Origin of the sequence: Streptomyces sp. NPDC056486 (assembly GCF_042795295.1) — a bacterium.
GTDB lineage: Bacteria > Actinomycetota > Actinomycetes > Streptomycetales > Streptomycetaceae > Streptomyces.
On sequence record NZ_JBHTSF010000014.1, the window covers coordinates 51,587 to 65,788 of the forward strand.

Here is a 14,202-nt window from a genome sequence, read left to right on the forward strand (position 1 = left end):
CAGCAGAATCGGTCGGAGGCTCTCGCTGTTTCCGGTGGTTCGCGGCCAGGGTCCTGCGGGGGGCGCGGCCCGTGAGCAGTGCAAGTCGCCTTGGATGAATGGATGAACGTAGTACTCCACGTGGGCGTTGCCCGGCGTGCCTCGGAGGAGGTGCAGGCCGAGTGCGGTCTCGTTCTCTGCGGGGGATCACTGGATTCGTCTCAGAGGAGAAACTCGTGTTGAAGCGCATCGCATCTGCCCTCGCCGTAGCCACCGTCGCCGGCTTCCTGGCGGCCGGTCCTGCCGTCGCCGACGACGACCACAGCACCACCTTCAGCGAGGGCCGCCATGCCGGCCAGAGCTTCACCAACATGGGTGGCCCCTACGGCATCACCACCGCCGGCCAGGCGGACGGCGGGTTCCGGAACGGCACCGCCCTCGACGGGGCCTTCGACGGCTTCGACGGCTACAACGGCTGACGGCTTCTCCTCTCCGCCCAGGCGGTCGGTGGGCTGAGTGCTCACCGAGGGAAGCCGGCGTGTTGCCGGCCAAAAGGGTGCCTCTCGCTGAGAGGCACCCTTTGCCTTGCTCCGGGGTGGCTCAGGGGCTGGTGCCGGGGGCAGCGCCGGGAGTGGTGCCGGGGGTGGCGCCAGCAACACCCCGGAGAGGCCGGGGCACCGTATGTTGCGGGCCGTTCGGATTCGCGAACCTGGAGGACGTCAGCACGGCACGTCCCCGGTACGTCCCCACCGCGAAGATTCGAGGCCCGTCATGAGCAGCACCGCACCCACCGCACTGCAGTACGCAGCCGCTCCCACCGCTCCCTCCTCTGTACGTTCCGCGGGCTCACCGGACTCCCCGGGGTTCTGGCGGGCGCCTTTCGCTGCCTCCACATACCGGGAGATCGGCTATACCGTCGCGTCGCTGCCCATCGCCATCGTGGGCTTCACCTTCGCCGTGACGATGTTCGCGCTCGGCATGGGCCTGTTCGTCACTGTGCTCGGACTGCCGGTCCTCGCTGCCGCGTTGGCCGGAGCGCGGGGGTTCGGCGCCGCCGAGCGGGGGCGGGCGCGGTCGCAGCTGGGGATCGAGGTCGCCGGTCCCGCTGCCGTGAAGAGGCCGCAGGACGCGGGTGCGTGGGCGGGGATGCGGGCACGGCTCGTGGACGGGGCGGGCTGGCGGGCGCTGCTCTTCCAGGTCGTGATGTTCCCGTCGCGGGTCGTGTCCTTCGTCCTCAGCGTGACCTTCCTGGTCACCGGCTGGGTGGTCGCACTCCTCCCGGCGTACTCCTGGGTCTTCCCGCGCTACCTCGACTGGCCCGGCTACCGGGTGTTCGACTACACCTCCGGCGCCGAGCGCCACGAGTTCTACCTGGAGTCGCCGGTGCAGATCGCGGGGGCGTCCCTGGTCGGCCTCGTCATCGTCTTCCTGACCCCGAAGCTGGTCCGTGCTCTGACGAACATCGACCGTGCGGCTGTGCGTTCGATGCTCGGATAAGGGCGCGAGCGGTTGGTGGTCCCTGTCAGGCGTGCCCCGTGAGCCGCTCCGCCGACGCGATCGTCGAGCGGGCCTCGCGTTCCGTGAGGCCGACCTGGAGCGCGGCATCGATGAGTTCCTCGGCCAGGGACTCGCCGATGCCGTTCTCGTAGGCGCGGCAAGCGGCCCAGAAGAGACGGGTGTTGCGCTGGCCCTCATGCGCGGCGAGCACGAACTGGACCAGGCCGTGGCCGCGTGGGGCCGATGCCTGCGGGAGCGCGAGGCGGTGGGTACGGGGTGGGGGCGGGGGTGTGAGCAGGCGCAGCAGTGCGGGCGGGCAGCTCGCGGGTGGGAGATGGGCGGTGTCGGCCACGGTGCTGTAGACGCCGTGCTCGGTGCGCGAGCCGGGGCCGACGAGATAGCCGCCCGCGCCCCGGATGTCGATTCCGGGGGCGAGGCGGCCCGCGGAGTTGGGGACGACGGTGTCGGGCGGCCCCGCGAGCCAGATGTGGCGGCCGCCGCTCGGGGTCGCCACGACGACCGTGGCCGGGATCGTGAACAGGTGGCGCAGCGCGAGCTCCCGCAGGGCCGCCGGAGCGTCCGTACCGGACTTGGTGTCCAGGTCGATGCCGATCAGATGGTGCGGGGGCAGTCCGCACGCGATGCCGTAGCCGGTGGCCCAGGGGGCGGCGGTGAAGAGCTCGCGGATGCGGCGCGGATCGGTCGACGCGTCGTACACGCCATGTCCGGGGCGGCCGCATTCTCCGTGGCAGGGGTTCGGTTCGGGCTGTTCGTGGTGGGGGGAGCGGAACGCCGGCAGCTTGGTCCGGGAGAGCGGGATGACGGCGAGGCCGCGCTCGGCGGCGGACAGGGCGTGGGCGAGAGCGAGCGCCGTGGCATGGCGGTCGATGGTGGCCATGCCTTCATTTTCGTACGAGTGTTCGAAGAAAGGAAGAGGGGCGTGCACGGCGCACGGACGACACGCGGGCGCGACCGCCGATCTTCACGGTGCGGCGGAACGCTTCAGCCCGTGCGGCGACTGGGTTTGGGCGGGGTTTTAGGGGCTGAGCTGGGGCTTTGGGGGCGCGGGGCGTGTTTATCGCCTTGTACTCACGCTTGCGGGGGAATTGGGGCTTCCGGGCTGGTTCGCCGGGGATTCGGTGGGCAACTCTGGAGTCGCGACGTCGTGCAGAACCCCCCGAGGCGGTCGGCCAACTGCCTTGGAAACCAACGCACTTGAGGTGCGCCCGGCAATATCGCCGGTGCGTGTCCCCGTTCTGGAGGAATTGACATGGCAAGCATCCGTACCGCCCGCGTCATCGCTGCCGCCGCGGCCCTGCCCCTGGCTGCCGCACTCTTCACGGGTGTAGCGACGGCCGACAACGGCTCCTTCGCGAACGACGGATCGAATGCGGGCGTGGCGTCGGTCAACGGCAGTGGTGTCGGGGGCAACAACAGCGGCAACTCGTCCACGACGCAGCAGCAGGCGGTGGGCTCCGGCGCCTCGAACCAGAACAACACCGCTCAGGTGAACGGCTCGGCCTTCACGGCGATCGATCAGTCGAACGAGAACCTCGCCGTCAACTTCACCAATCTCTGGTGAGGCGGCGGCGCTCCGGGACGGGGGTCTCCTGGAGCCCGCTCGATGGGGTGTGTGGCGGTCTGCGCGGCGGTGCTTCTGCATCGCCGCGCAGGCGCGTCCGGGGGCATCTGCGCCGCCGTGCAGGAGCGTTCGGGGGCTGCGGCCGAGGTGGTCCGACGTCACGTACGGGGTGGGCCGCTCTCGCATACGGGGCGCGGGCCGCTCTCGCATACAGGGCGCGGCCCGCGCTCGCATACGGGGTGATCTCTTGACACCGGAACAGTTTCTGACGGACAGTCAGAAACCATTGTCGGTGCGACGCCCTTACGCGAAGGAGAGGCCGCCGCCGTGCACCTCGCCCCCACCGAACGCCAACAGCAGCTGCGCGGCGAACTGCGCGCGTACTTCCGCGATCTGATGCCGGGAGGGCCGCCCGAAGGGCGTGACCTGGAGGGGCAGCGCCGACTGCTGCGGCGTATCGGGGCCGACGGCATGCTCGGCCTCGGCTGGCCGGTCGAGTACGGCGGGCAGGGGCGCGGCCCCGACGAGCAGTTCGTCTTCTTCGACGAGGCCTACCGCGCGGGCGCGCCCGTATCGATGGTCACCTTGAACACCGTCGGGCCGACCCTCATGAAGTACGGCACCGAGGAGCAGAAGGCCGCCTTCCTGCCGCGCATCCTCAGCGGCGACCTCGTCTTCGCGATCGGGTACAGCGAGCCTTCGGCGGGGACGGATCTGGCCTCGCTGCGGACGCGGGCGGTGCGCGATACGGAGGTGTGCGGTACCGAGGTGCGTGATGCCGAGGTGTGCGATACCGAGGTGCGTGATGCCGAGGTGTGCGATACCGAGGTGCGTGATGAGGCGCCCGTCGGTGAGGGGCACGACGGCGAGGAGGCACCCGGCGGTGCGTGGGTCATCGACGGGCAGAAGATCTTCACGTCGAACGCCCACAACGCCGACTGGATCTGGCTGGCCTGCCGTACCGACCCCGAAGCTCCCAAGCACCAAGGCATCTCGATCATCCTCGTGCCGACCGACGCCCCCGGGTTCTCGTGGACTCCGATCGAGACCGTGGGCGGCCTCACGACGACAGCGACGTACTACGACGGCATCCGCGTGCCCGCCACGAACCTCGTCGGTGAGGAGAACGGCGGCTGGGGGCTCATCACCAACCAGCTCAACCACGAGCGGGTGGCGCTCGCCGCGATCGGCATGCAGGCCGAGGACTTCTACGACGCGGCCCTCACCTTCGCCCGCACACCCGATCCGGTGACGGGCGAGCGCCGTATCGACGCTCCGTGGGTCCGGTCGAGGCTGGCCGAAGCGCAGGCACGCCTTGCGGCGACGCGCCTGCTCAACTGGCGGTTGGTGGGGGATGTCGGGGCGGGTGTCCTGGCGCCGGGAGACGCGAGCGGCGTGAAGTTCGCGGGCACCGAATCGGCGGTGGAGGTCTACCGAATATGTCAGGAAGTCACGGGCGACGCGGGCCTGGTGCGGGCCGGTTCACCTGGATCCCTGGCGCTCGGCGCAGGCGCTGAGGGGGAGTTGGAGCGGATGAACAGGGCGGCCCAGATCAATACGTTCGGGGGCGGGGTGAGCGAGGTGCAGCGGGAGATCGTGGCGACGATGCGCCTCGGGATGCGGAGGGGGCGGCGGTGACCGATCTTTCGTACGAGACGCTGAAGGCGTTCGAGGGGCGGGCGGCCGCCACATCGGGTGCGGGCAAGGACCCGGTCAACGAACCGATGATCCGGCACTGGTGCGAGGCCATGGGGGACGCCAGTACGGCCTACGCGGGGGCGGACCCGATCGCGCCGCCGACCATGCTCCAGGCCTGGACGATGGGCGGCCTCTCCGGGCATCAGGGGCGTTCGGCCGCGTACGACGAGCTGTTCGCGCTCCTGGACGGCGCGGGGTACACCTCGGTCGTCGCCACCGACTGCGAGCAGGAGTACCTGCGGGCGCTGCGGCCGGGGGACGAGATCACCTTCGACGCGGTCATCGAGTCGGTGTCGGAGCGCAAGACGACGAAGCTGGGCACGGGACACTTCGTCACGACCCGGATGGACGTCAGAGCGGGCGGCGAGCCGGCGGGGACACACCGCTTCCGGATCCTCAAGTACGCGCCCGCGCAGCGACGCAAAACCCAGGGCGAACCCCAGGGCGAACCTCAGGACAATTCCCAGCACAATTCCCAGGGCAATCCCCAGGGCAATCCCAAGGGCAAGCGGCCCCGCCCCGTGATCAATCGCGACAACGCAGGCTTCTGGGAGGGCGTGGCCCGGCATCAGCTCCTGATTCAGCGCTGCGGCGGCTGCCGGGCACTGCGCTTCCCCTGGCTGCCCGGCTGCAATGTCTGCGGGTCGCTCGTCTGGGACACGGTCGAAGCGAGCGGCGAAGGCACGGTCTACTCGTACGTCGTCATGCACCATCCGCCCTTCCCCGCCTTCGATCCGCCGTACGCCGTCGGGCTCATCGAGCTGGCGGAGGGCGTGCGCATGGTCAGCAACGTGGTGGGCGTGCCGAGTGACAAGGTGCGGATCGGGCAGCCGGTGCGGCTCGAATTCCAGCAGGTGGACGCGGAGCTGGAGCTCCCGGTGTTCCGGGTCGTCGAGGGCATGACGGGTATGGCGGGCATGACGGGTACGGCGGGCATGACGGGGGGCGGGGTCTGACATGGACTTCACACCTACGGAGGAGCAGGCCGCCGCACGGGACCTCGCCGGAGAGATCTTCGGGGACCTGTCCACGCCCGAGCGGCTCGCGGCTGCGGGGACAGGACCGGACGCCGAACTGTGGAAGGCGCTGTGCGCGGCGGGGCTGCCGGGTGCGGTGGAGGACGTCGGATTGCTCGGGCTCGTGCTGCTGCTCGAGGAGCAGGGGCGGGTGACCGCGCAGGTGCCGTTCGCGGCGAGCTGTGTCTATGGGCTGCTCGCTGTGGCGGCGCATGGCACGCAGGAGCAGCGGGGGCGGCTGCTTCCCGGGCTGCGGGACGGCACGGCGGTCGCGACGGGGGCGTTCCCGGCGCGGGGTGGCTTGGCGGTCTCCGTGGAGGGGACGCTGACCGGGGTGGTGCCCTGGGTGCCGTGGCTGCGGGATGCCACGGAGGTTCTGGTGGCGGTGCGCGATCCGGCGCCGCGCGGCGGCCACAGTCTGTGGAGGGTGCGGGTGGCCGACGCGGACACCGGACCCGTTGAGCTGACCGCGCCATGGGCGGCGGGGCGGCTGGTGCTTGACGGGGCCCCTGGGGAGCGGATCGGCGGGCAAGGGGCGTACGACGACGTCCTTGCGACCGCGCGTACGGCCTTCGCCGGGCTGCAGGCCGGGGTGTGCGCGGGGTCGTTGGCCCGCGCGGTCGCCCATACGAACGAGCGGGAACAGTTCGGGCGGCCGCTCGCCGCCAAGCAGGGGGTCCAGCTCCGGGCGGCGGACGCCCATATGGACACCGAGGCGATACGGGTCACGGCGTACGAGGCGGCCTGGCGGCGCGATGCCGCACTGCCGTACGGCACGCATGCGCTGACCGCCGCCTGGTGGGCGTCGGAGGCGGGCAAGCGCGTCGTGCACGCGGGCCAGCATCTGCACGGTGGCATGGGGGCCGACCTCGACCATCCCGTACACCGGCATTTTCTGTGGGGGCGGCAGCTGGACGCGTACCTGGGATGCGGGAGTGAGGTCCTCGAAGAAATGGGCGACTTGATAGCTCGGAACGCACAGAGCGTTCAAGACGTACAGAGCGCGCAGAGCGCTCACAACGCACCGAGCGCGCAGGAGGAGACGGCATGAGGGTCGGTGACGAGCTGCCGGAGCTCACCATCCCGGTCACCCGGACGCTGATCGTCTCCGGCGCGATCGCGTCGCGGGATTACCAGGACGTGCACCACGACGCCGTGGCGGCCCGGGAGAAGGGCTCCCCCGACATCTTCATGAACATCCTGACCACGAACGGCCTGGTCGGCCGGTACATCACCGACCACTTCGGCTCCGGGGCGACCCTCCGCAAGGTGGCGATCCGCCTTGGGGCACCCAACTATCCGGGGGACACGATGGTGCTGACCGGTTCCGTGGAGCAGCTCGACGGCGATACGGCCACGGTCAGGGTGGTCGGGGCCAACAGCATCGGCAAGCACGTCACCGGCACGGTCACGGTCACGGGTGGGGCGTTCTTGGGCGGGGCATCAGCAGGGGGCGCGGCATGAGCGTAAGCAGAGGCGACCATCTCGGCGGGAAGGCCGCCGTCGTCGGGATCGGCGCCACCGAGTTCTCCAAGGACTCGGGGCGCAGTGAGCTCAGGCTCGCCGTGGAGGCGGTGGGCCTGGCGCTCGACGACGCCGGGCTCGGCCCCGCCGACGTCGACGGCATGGTCACGTTCACGATGGACACGAACCCGGAGATCACCGTCGCGCAGGCAGCCGGGATCGGGGAGCTCTCGTTCTTCTCCCGCGTCCACTACGGCGGCGGCGCGGCCTGCGCGACCATCCAGCAGGCGGCGCTCGCGGTGGCGACAGGAGTGGCCGAAGTCGTCGTCTGCTACCGCGCGTTCAATGAGCGATCGGGCCGGCGCTTCGGTTCGGGCGTGCAGCACCGGGAGCCGTCGGCGGAGGGCGCGGCGCTCGGCTGGTCCCTGCCGTACGGGTTGCTGACCCCCGCCTCCTGGGTGGCGATGGCGGCCCAGCGCTATCTGCACGCCTATGGCCTGACCCCCGATGTCTTCGGCCATGTGGCGGTCACCGACCGGAAGTACGCGGCGACCAACCCCGCGGCCTACTTCCACGGGAAGCCGATCACGCTCGCCGATCACGCCGCATCGCGCTGGATCGTCGAGCCGCTGCGGCTCCTGGACTGCTGCCAGGAGACCGACGGCGGGCAGGCCATCGTCGTGACGAGCGTGGAGCGGGCCCGGGACCTGCCGAAACCGTCGGCCGTCATCACGGCAGCGGCCCAGGGCGCGGGCCGGGCGCAGGAGCAGATGACCAGCTTCTACCGCGACGATCTGAGCGGGCTGCCTGAAATGAGCGTGGTGGCTCGCCAGTTGTGGCGGAGTTCCGGGCTCGCGCCCTCCGACATCGACGTGGGCATTCTCTACGACCACTTCACTCCGTTCGTGCTGATGCAGCTGGAGGAGTTCGGCTTCTGCGGGCCGGGCGAGGCGGCGGACTTCGTGGCCGGGGAGATGCTGCCGCTGAACACGCACGGGGGGCAGCTCGGGGAGGCGTATCTGCACGGGATGAACGGCATAGCGGAAGCGGTCCGGCAGGTGCGCGGCACATCCGTGAACCAGATACCGGGGGCCGCGCGCACGCTCGTCACTGCGGGCACCGGTGTCCCCACGTCGGGGTTGATTCTGGCGGCGGACGGCTGAACGCGGAGCGTGTCCCGGCCGGGGCGCGGGCCCGGGGCCTTTCACTCGGCTCATGAGCTGCAAAAAGCTGATGATGGGCCTTGTCCTCGCCGTCGCCCTGACCGCTCCGGCCATGGGCGCGCCGCCGGCGGGCGCCGTGAGCAGACCCGGGGCCGAGGGGCGCGCGACTGTGCCTGAGGGGCGCGCGGCCGGATGGCAGGCGGGGGTCACGACTTTCCATGGCTGGGCCTTCGACACCTGCCTCGCCCCGTCCGTCGACACGATGCGCCGCTGGTCCGCCTCCGCCTACCAAGCGGTGGGCGTGTACTACGCGGGCCGGGGCCGGGCGTGCAAGCGCCAGCCGCACCTGAACCACGGCTGGATGCGCTCGGTGCGAGGGCAGGGGTGGAAGGTCCTTCCGGTGTACGTCGGTTCGCAGTCGCCCTGTGTCACCGCGAAGCACAAGAGGGGCGTACGCATCGGGCGGTATCCCTGGCGACAGGGGACGCGGGAGGGGCGTGACGCGGTACAGAAGGCGAAGGCGCTCGGGATGCGGCGCAGCAGCCCGCTCTATCTGGACATGGAGGCGTACACCTACCGGAAGGCCACGTGCGGCAACACCACCCTGGCCTTCGTGCGGGCCTGGGACCGTGAGGTGCGCAGGCTCGGGTACGTACCGGGGTTCTACAGCAGTGCGGACTCGGGCGTACGGCACATGGAGACGGCGCGGCGGGCCGGGGTGCGGGATCTGCCGGCGGTGATGTGGTTCGCGCGCTGGCACACACGGCCGCACCTGTACCGCGAGCCCGTGCTCGCGAAGAACGCGTGGCGCCCTGAGCGGCGCATTCACCAGTACGCGGGGAACGTGAAGGAGAAGCACGGCGGGCGCAAACTGATGATCGACCGGAACCTCGTGCATGCCCCGGTGGCCCGGATCGGCTAGGCGGGAGCGCGGCATCTCATGGGGTGGGAGCGCGACTTCTCAGGGATGAACCCTCAGTGGCGTGCTCCGCCTCCTCCACCTTCAGGAGGTGGGGCTAACACCCCGCGTACAACCTGAGGCGGACACGGCTTCGGGACCTGCGGCCGATCCGCTGAAGTAGGGGGTGCTCCTAGCGTGGAGCCATGACCGTATCCATGGTGTCCATGTGCACCAGCGCATCGAAGGCCGCGACGCGGACAGCGGTTCCTTCGGCGTATCCGTCGTTCGCGTCGTACGTACGGGCACGGCAGCCTGTGTTGCTGCGCACCGCGCGCTCGCTGACAGCGAATCCGAGCGATGCCGAGGATCTGCTGCAGACCGCCCTCACCAAAACCTATGTCGCGTGGGACCGGATCGAGGACCATCGGGCGCTCGACGGCTATGTGCGCCGGGCCCTGCTGAACACCCGGACCTCGCAGTGGCGCAAGCGCAAGGTCGACGAGTTCGCGTGCGACGAGCTGCCCGAGCCCGAGGTGACGCCGGTCGCGGACCCGGCCGAGCAGCAGGTGCTCAAGGACGCGATGTGGCGCGCGATCATGAAGCTGCCCGCGCGGCAGCGGGCGATGGTCGTCCTGCGGTACTACGAGGATCTCAGCGAGGCGCAGACGGCCGAGGTGCTCGGGGTGTCCATCGGCACCGTCAAGAGCGCGGTGTCGCGTGCTCTCGGCAAGCTGCGCGAGGACCCGGAGCTCACGCCGGTCCGGTGATCGTCGCGCTTCCTGGTCGCTGATCATCGCGCTTCCTGTCCGGTGATCACCGCGGCCTGTCCAGTGATCAGCGCAGCTCCGCCGGACCTTTCTTCTCCCGCCCTAGTGACATACCGTGCGGTATGCGGCAAGAATCTGGCGAGCCCTACTGCCAGGTAGGTCATTCGGGAGCCGCCCCGGATGAATGCCGCGCGCCCACCGGGAGGACGCCGTGCTGAGCACGATGCAGGACGTACCACTGACCGTCACCCGCATCCTCCGGCATGGGACGACCGTGCACGGGTCGTCGCAGGTCACCACATGGACCGGCGAGGCCGCTCCGCACCGCCGCAGCTTCCGTGAGATCGGTGAACGCTCCGCCCAGCTGGCGCACGCACTGCGCGAAGACCTCGGGGTCGACGGCGACGAGCGAATTGCCACTTTTATGTGGAATAACGCTGAGCACGTCGAGGCCTATTTCGCGGTCCCCTGTATGGGCGCCGTCCTGCACACCCTTAATCTCCGGCTGCCCGCCGACCAGTTGACCTGGATCGTGAACCACGCGGCCGACCGCATCATCATCGTCAACGGCTCCCTCATCCCGCTCCTCGCACCCCTCCTTCCGCAGCTGCCGACCGTCGAGCACCTGGTGGTCTCGGGCCCCGGCGACCGCTCGCCGTTGGCCGGAATCCAGGCGCAGGTACACGAGTACGAGGACCTGATCGCCGCCAAGCCCACGGCCTACGACTGGCCCGAGCTCGACGAGCGCACGGCCGCCGCCATGTGCTACACCTCCGGCACGACCGGCGACCCCAAGGGCGTCGTCTACTCGCACCGCTCCATCTACCTGCACTCCATGCAGGTCAACATGAGCGAGTCCATGGGCCTGACGGACGCGGACACCACGCTCGTCGTCGTCCCGCAGTTCCACGTCAACGCCTGGGGCCTGCCGCACGCGACCCTGATGGCCGGTGTGAACATGCTGATGCCGGACCGCTTCCTGCAGCCCGCCCCGCTCGCCGAGATGATCGAGTCGGAGCGGCCCACGCACGCGGCCGCCGTCCCCACCATCTGGCAGGGCCTGCTCGCCGAACTCAGCGTGAAACCGCGTGACGTCAGCTCACTCGGCCAGGTCACCATCGGCGGCTCGGCCTGCCCGCCCTCGCTGATGGAGGCCTTCGACAAGCTGGGCATGCGCGTCTGCCACGCCTGGGGCATGACGGAGACCTCCCCGCTCGGCACGGTCGCCCGTCCGCCGGCCAAGTCCATCGGCACCGACGACGAGTTCGCCTACCGCCTCACCCAGGGCCGCTTCCCGACCGGAGTCGAGGCCCGCCTTGTCGGACCCGGTGGCGAGCACCTGCCGTGGGACGGCGAGTCGGCGGGCGAGCTGGAGGTGCGCGGGCCGTGGATCGCGGGCGCCTACTACGGCGGCGCGGACGGCGAGGCACTCAAGCCCGAGGACAAGTTCAGTGCGGACGGCTGGCTGAAGACCGGCGACGTCGGCGTGATCACCTCCGATGGATTCCTGACGCTCACCGACCGTGCGAAGGACGTCATCAAGTCGGGCGGCGAGTGGATCTCCAGCGTCGAGCTGGAGAACGCGATCATGTCCCACCCGGATGTCGCCGAGGCGGCGGTCGTCGCCGTACCCGACGACAAGTGGGGCGAACGCCCGCTCGCCACGGTCGTGTTGAAGGAGGACGCGAGCATCGACTACGCCGTCCTGCGCGACTTCCTCGCGGGCACCATCGCCAAGTGGCAGCTGCCCGAGCGCTGGGCGATCGTGCCTGCCGTGCCCAAGACGAGCGTCGGCAAGTTCGACAAGAAGGTGCTGCGCAGGCAGTACGCCGACGGGGAGCTGGACGTCACGAAGCTCTGACGGGCTTCCCTGCAAGGCATCTGAGGGCTTTCCCTGCAAGGCAGGGGCCCTTCGGTCCGTAGCCCGCGCGTTACGCCGCTCCCCCGCCGGAGCGGCGTATCGCAGTGGCCCAGCCGGAGCGGCGTATCGCCGTGGTCCAGCCGAGGGCCAGCCACGCCGTCGCGATGGCGCACACCCCGCCCCAGCCCCAGTGGGTGAAGGCGCTCCCGGCCAGGGCCGAGGCTCCCGCGCCGCTCGCGAAACCGGCCACCACATAGGCGGTGTTGGCGGTGGCGGGCAGGCTGGTGGTGGTCAGGGCCAGGGTCTGGTTGGCGACATGGCTCGCCACCAGGGCGGCGTGGATCAGGATCCCGGCGGCGCACAGCGCCCACAGCTGCCGCCCGCCCAGCCAGAACAGCGGCAGGCAGATCGCCGCCCCGACGTACGCGGTCGCCGTGACCCGCGCCGCTCCGAAACGGTCGACGAGCCCGCCGGCCAGCGGGGCGACCGCGGTCGCGGAGAGCCCGAGGAGGCCGAAGAGCCCGGCGGCTCCGGTCGACATGCTGTACGTACCGCTCGTGAGGAGCACGGCGAGCGAGGTCCACACCGCGCTCCACGCTCCGTACATCCCGCCCTGGCGCAGGCAGGCGCGGCGCAGCTCCGGCGAGTCCTTCAGGACCTGGGGCAGTCGGGCGAGACCGGCCAGGGCAGGACCCGTGTGGCGCGGCCGGTCATCGGCGGGCAGCAGTGCGGCGGTGGTGAGGCCGAGTATCAGGGTCAGGACGGCCGCGCCCACGAAGACGACGCGCCAGCCGTGGGCCTGGCCCACGAGCCCGCCGAGCACCCGCGCGGCGACAACTCCCGCGAAGAGTCCGGCGATCACGGCCGCTACATGCGTGGCCCGGCGGTCGGCAGGCGCGCGCTCGGCGACCAGCGGCACCAGAAGCTGAGGTATGACGCTCGCCGCCGCGGCGACGAACAGGGCGCAGGCGAGCGCGACGGAGCCCGAGCAGACCGCGGCCGCCGCCAGGGCCAGGGTCGCGGCGACCGAGAGAATGCCGACGAGGCGGCGGCGGTTCGCGGTGTCACCCAGCGGGGCGAAGAACAGCAGTCCCGTGGCGTACCCGAGAAGAGACACCGAGGCGAGCCAGGCCAGGTCGGAGGGCTGGGTGCCGAAGTCGTGCGCCATGAGGGGGAGCAGGGGAGCCGCAAGATAGATGTTGGCGGCGGTCACCGCGGTGCAGATCGCCACGACGGCGAGCAGCACGCCGGGCCGGACGACGCGCCCGGGCGGCGCGGCCCCGGTGCTGCCGGTCTTCCCCGTTCTCCCGGTGTTCCCCGTGCTTCCCGGGGTTCCGGCGGTCCGGCTCCTGATGGCTGAGGGTGTGGGCGGCATGAGAGACAGGACTCCTTGCGTGAATACGTAAGGCAACGCCCGGTCCGGCGTTGGCGATCCGACGATGACGAGCAGGCGGTGACGAGCAGACGCTGACGATCAGGCGATGACGATCAGGCGATGACGATCAGGCGATGACGATCAGGCGATGACGATCAGGCGATGACGATCAGGCGATGACGATCAGGCGATGACAATCCGGCGAAGCAACTAACTGGTTGGTTGGAAAAAGTCTGCGCCGCCGATCGGTGCAATGTCAAGCAACCAACCAGTTGGTTACCCAAATGGATTGGCTACCCTGTCTCTATGGCAGTGAGAGACCCCGAAGCCACCAAGGCCCGGATCTACGAGGCGGCGGTGGCCGAGTTCGCGCGGTACGGCATCGCGGGCGCCCGTATCGACCGCATCGCGAGCGAGGCGAAGGCGAACAAGCAACTCATCTATGCCTATTTCGGCAACAAGGCCGAGCTGTTCACCCAGGTCCTGGGGGAGCGGATGCTCGAGATGGCGAAGAGTCATCCCGTCGACGCCGACGACATGGACGGCTGGATGGACCGGCTGATGGATTACCACGCCGCTCATCCCGAGCTCCTGCGCCTGCTCTTCTGGGAGGGCATCGAGTACCGCACGGACGAGCTCCCCGACGAGCCGGAGCGCCAGAACCACTACGACCGCAAGGTCGCCGTGCTCACCGACGCCCAGGCCCGAGGCGTCATAAGCGACGAGATCCCCGCGCCCCACCTGATGTTCATGCTGGTCGCGCTGGCCGGCTGGTCGACGGCGGTTCCGCAGATGCGGAGGATCCTCGTCGGTGACGGGGACGACGACCGGGAGCGGCTGCGCACCTCGATCAAGGCCGCGGTGCGCCGCATCACTGCCTGAGAAATCAGGCCTGGTTC

The 14,202-nt window shown here is 70.1% G+C and carries 14 protein-coding genes; 12 read left to right on the top strand and 2 right to left on the bottom strand.

Annotated elements, in window-relative coordinates; genetic code table 11:
- The first annotated feature begins 215 nt into the window (after positions 1–215).
- Positions 216–458 (top strand): hypothetical protein, encoded by a 243-nt coding sequence (locus ACFQ7F_RS08965; RefSeq protein ID WP_383268294.1) that lies wholly within the window; start codon positions 216–218, stop codon positions 456–458.
- 292 nt (positions 459–750) lie between these two features.
- Positions 751–1,476, top strand: a complete 726-nt coding sequence (locus ACFQ7F_RS08970; RefSeq protein ID WP_383268297.1) for a sensor domain-containing protein — start codon at positions 751–753, stop codon at positions 1,474–1,476.
- A gap of 25 nt (positions 1,477–1,501) precedes the next feature.
- On the opposite strand, the gene ACFQ7F_RS08975 is transcribed toward ACFQ7F_RS08970, so the two are convergent.
- Entirely contained in the window at positions 1,502–2,374 is an 873-nt protein-coding gene (locus tag ACFQ7F_RS08975) for a bifunctional DNA primase/polymerase (RefSeq protein ID WP_383268300.1), read from the bottom strand.
- A 372-nt stretch (positions 2,375–2,746) separates the two neighbouring features.
- Between ACFQ7F_RS08975 and ACFQ7F_RS08980 the strand changes: the two genes are divergently transcribed.
- From ACFQ7F_RS08980 to ACFQ7F_RS09020, 9 genes are all read left to right on the top strand, one after another.
- Positions 2,747–3,058, top strand: coding sequence for a hypothetical protein (locus ACFQ7F_RS08980; RefSeq protein ID WP_383268303.1), 312 nt, complete (start codon positions 2,747–2,749; stop codon positions 3,056–3,058).
- Between the two features lie 327 nt (positions 3,059–3,385).
- Positions 3,386–4,696: an acyl-CoA dehydrogenase family protein gene (locus tag ACFQ7F_RS08985; protein ID WP_383268306.1), complete on the top strand. Its 1,311-nt coding sequence runs from the start codon at positions 3,386–3,388 to the stop codon at positions 4,694–4,696.
- Positions 4,693–5,712 (top strand): bifunctional MaoC family dehydratase N-terminal/OB-fold nucleic acid binding domain-containing protein, encoded by a 1,020-nt coding sequence (locus ACFQ7F_RS08990; RefSeq protein WP_383268308.1) that lies wholly within the window; start codon positions 4,693–4,695, stop codon positions 5,710–5,712. Before ACFQ7F_RS08985 ends, ACFQ7F_RS08990 begins: the two co-directional genes overlap by 4 nt.
- 1 nt (position 5,713) lies before the next feature.
- Positions 5,714–6,823, top strand: coding sequence for an acyl-CoA dehydrogenase family protein (locus tag ACFQ7F_RS08995; protein ID WP_383268311.1), 1,110 nt, complete (start codon positions 5,714–5,716; stop codon positions 6,821–6,823).
- The gene (locus tag ACFQ7F_RS09000) at positions 6,820–7,236 is read left to right on the top strand and encodes a MaoC family dehydratase (protein WP_383268314.1); all 417 of its coding nucleotides are present in this window, start codon (positions 6,820–6,822) and stop codon (positions 7,234–7,236) included. Before ACFQ7F_RS08995 ends, ACFQ7F_RS09000 begins: the two co-directional genes overlap by 4 nt.
- Positions 7,233–8,399, top strand: a complete 1,167-nt coding sequence (locus ACFQ7F_RS09005) for a lipid-transfer protein (RefSeq protein ID WP_383268317.1) — start codon at positions 7,233–7,235, stop codon at positions 8,397–8,399. The genes ACFQ7F_RS09000 and ACFQ7F_RS09005 overlap by 4 nt, the downstream gene beginning before the upstream one ends.
- Before the next feature lie 52 nt (positions 8,400–8,451).
- On the top strand, positions 8,452–9,321 hold the full coding sequence (locus ACFQ7F_RS09010) for a glycoside hydrolase domain-containing protein (protein WP_383268320.1): 870 nt from the start codon (positions 8,452–8,454) through the stop codon (positions 9,319–9,321).
- A gap of 182 nt (positions 9,322–9,503) precedes the next feature.
- Positions 9,504–10,067: a SigE family RNA polymerase sigma factor gene (locus tag ACFQ7F_RS09015; protein ID WP_383268323.1), complete on the top strand. Its 564-nt coding sequence runs from the start codon at positions 9,504–9,506 to the stop codon at positions 10,065–10,067.
- Positions 10,068–10,278: 211 nt separating this feature from the next.
- Positions 10,279–11,928, top strand: a complete 1,650-nt coding sequence (locus ACFQ7F_RS09020) for a long-chain fatty acid--CoA ligase (RefSeq protein ID WP_383268326.1) — start codon at positions 10,279–10,281, stop codon at positions 11,926–11,928.
- Positions 11,929–11,998: 70 nt separating this feature from the next.
- Here the strand turns inward: ACFQ7F_RS09020 and ACFQ7F_RS09025 are convergent, their stop codons facing one another.
- Positions 11,999–13,303 carry an MFS transporter gene (locus ACFQ7F_RS09025; RefSeq protein WP_383268329.1) on the bottom strand — a complete coding sequence of 435 codons (1,305 nt, stop codon included), beginning with the start codon at positions 13,301–13,303 and terminating at the stop codon, positions 11,999–12,001.
- Between the two features lie 306 nt (positions 13,304–13,609).
- On the opposite strand from ACFQ7F_RS09025, the gene ACFQ7F_RS09030 reads away from it, so the two are divergent.
- The gene (locus tag ACFQ7F_RS09030; protein ID WP_383268332.1) at positions 13,610–14,185 is read left to right on the top strand and encodes a TetR family transcriptional regulator; all 576 of its coding nucleotides are present in this window, start codon (positions 13,610–13,612) and stop codon (positions 14,183–14,185) included.
- Positions 14,186–14,202: the final 17 nt, after the last annotated feature.

What these genes read in the sequence shown, in the direction of transcription:
- ACFQ7F_RS09005 (WP_383268317.1), top strand. Translation starts at nt 7,233, where the DNA reads ATGAGCGTAAGCAGAGGCGACCATCTCGGCGGGAAGGCCGCCGTCGTC.
- ACFQ7F_RS09015 (WP_383268323.1), top strand. Translation starts at nt 9,504, where the DNA reads ATGACCGTATCCATGGTGTCCATGTGCACCAGCGCATCGAAGGCCGCG.
- ACFQ7F_RS08995 (WP_383268311.1), top strand. Translation starts at nt 5,714, where the DNA reads ATGGACTTCACACCTACGGAGGAGCAGGCCGCCGCACGGGACCTCGCC.
- ACFQ7F_RS09030 (WP_383268332.1), top strand. Translation starts at nt 13,610, where the DNA reads ATGGCAGTGAGAGACCCCGAAGCCACCAAGGCCCGGATCTACGAGGCG.
- ACFQ7F_RS08975 (WP_383268300.1), bottom strand. Translation starts at nt 2,374, where the DNA reads ATGGCCACCATCGACCGCCATGCCACGGCGCTCGCTCTCGCCCACGCC.
- ACFQ7F_RS09000 (WP_383268314.1), top strand. Translation starts at nt 6,820, where the DNA reads ATGAGGGTCGGTGACGAGCTGCCGGAGCTCACCATCCCGGTCACCCGG.
- ACFQ7F_RS09025 (WP_383268329.1), bottom strand. Translation starts at nt 13,303, where the DNA reads ATGCCGCCCACACCCTCAGCCATCAGGAGCCGGACCGCCGGAACCCCG.
- ACFQ7F_RS08970 (WP_383268297.1), top strand. Translation starts at nt 751, where the DNA reads ATGAGCAGCACCGCACCCACCGCACTGCAGTACGCAGCCGCTCCCACC.
- ACFQ7F_RS09010 (WP_383268320.1), top strand. Translation starts at nt 8,452, where the DNA reads ATGAGCTGCAAAAAGCTGATGATGGGCCTTGTCCTCGCCGTCGCCCTG.
- ACFQ7F_RS08980 (WP_383268303.1), top strand. Translation starts at nt 2,747, where the DNA reads ATGGCAAGCATCCGTACCGCCCGCGTCATCGCTGCCGCCGCGGCCCTG.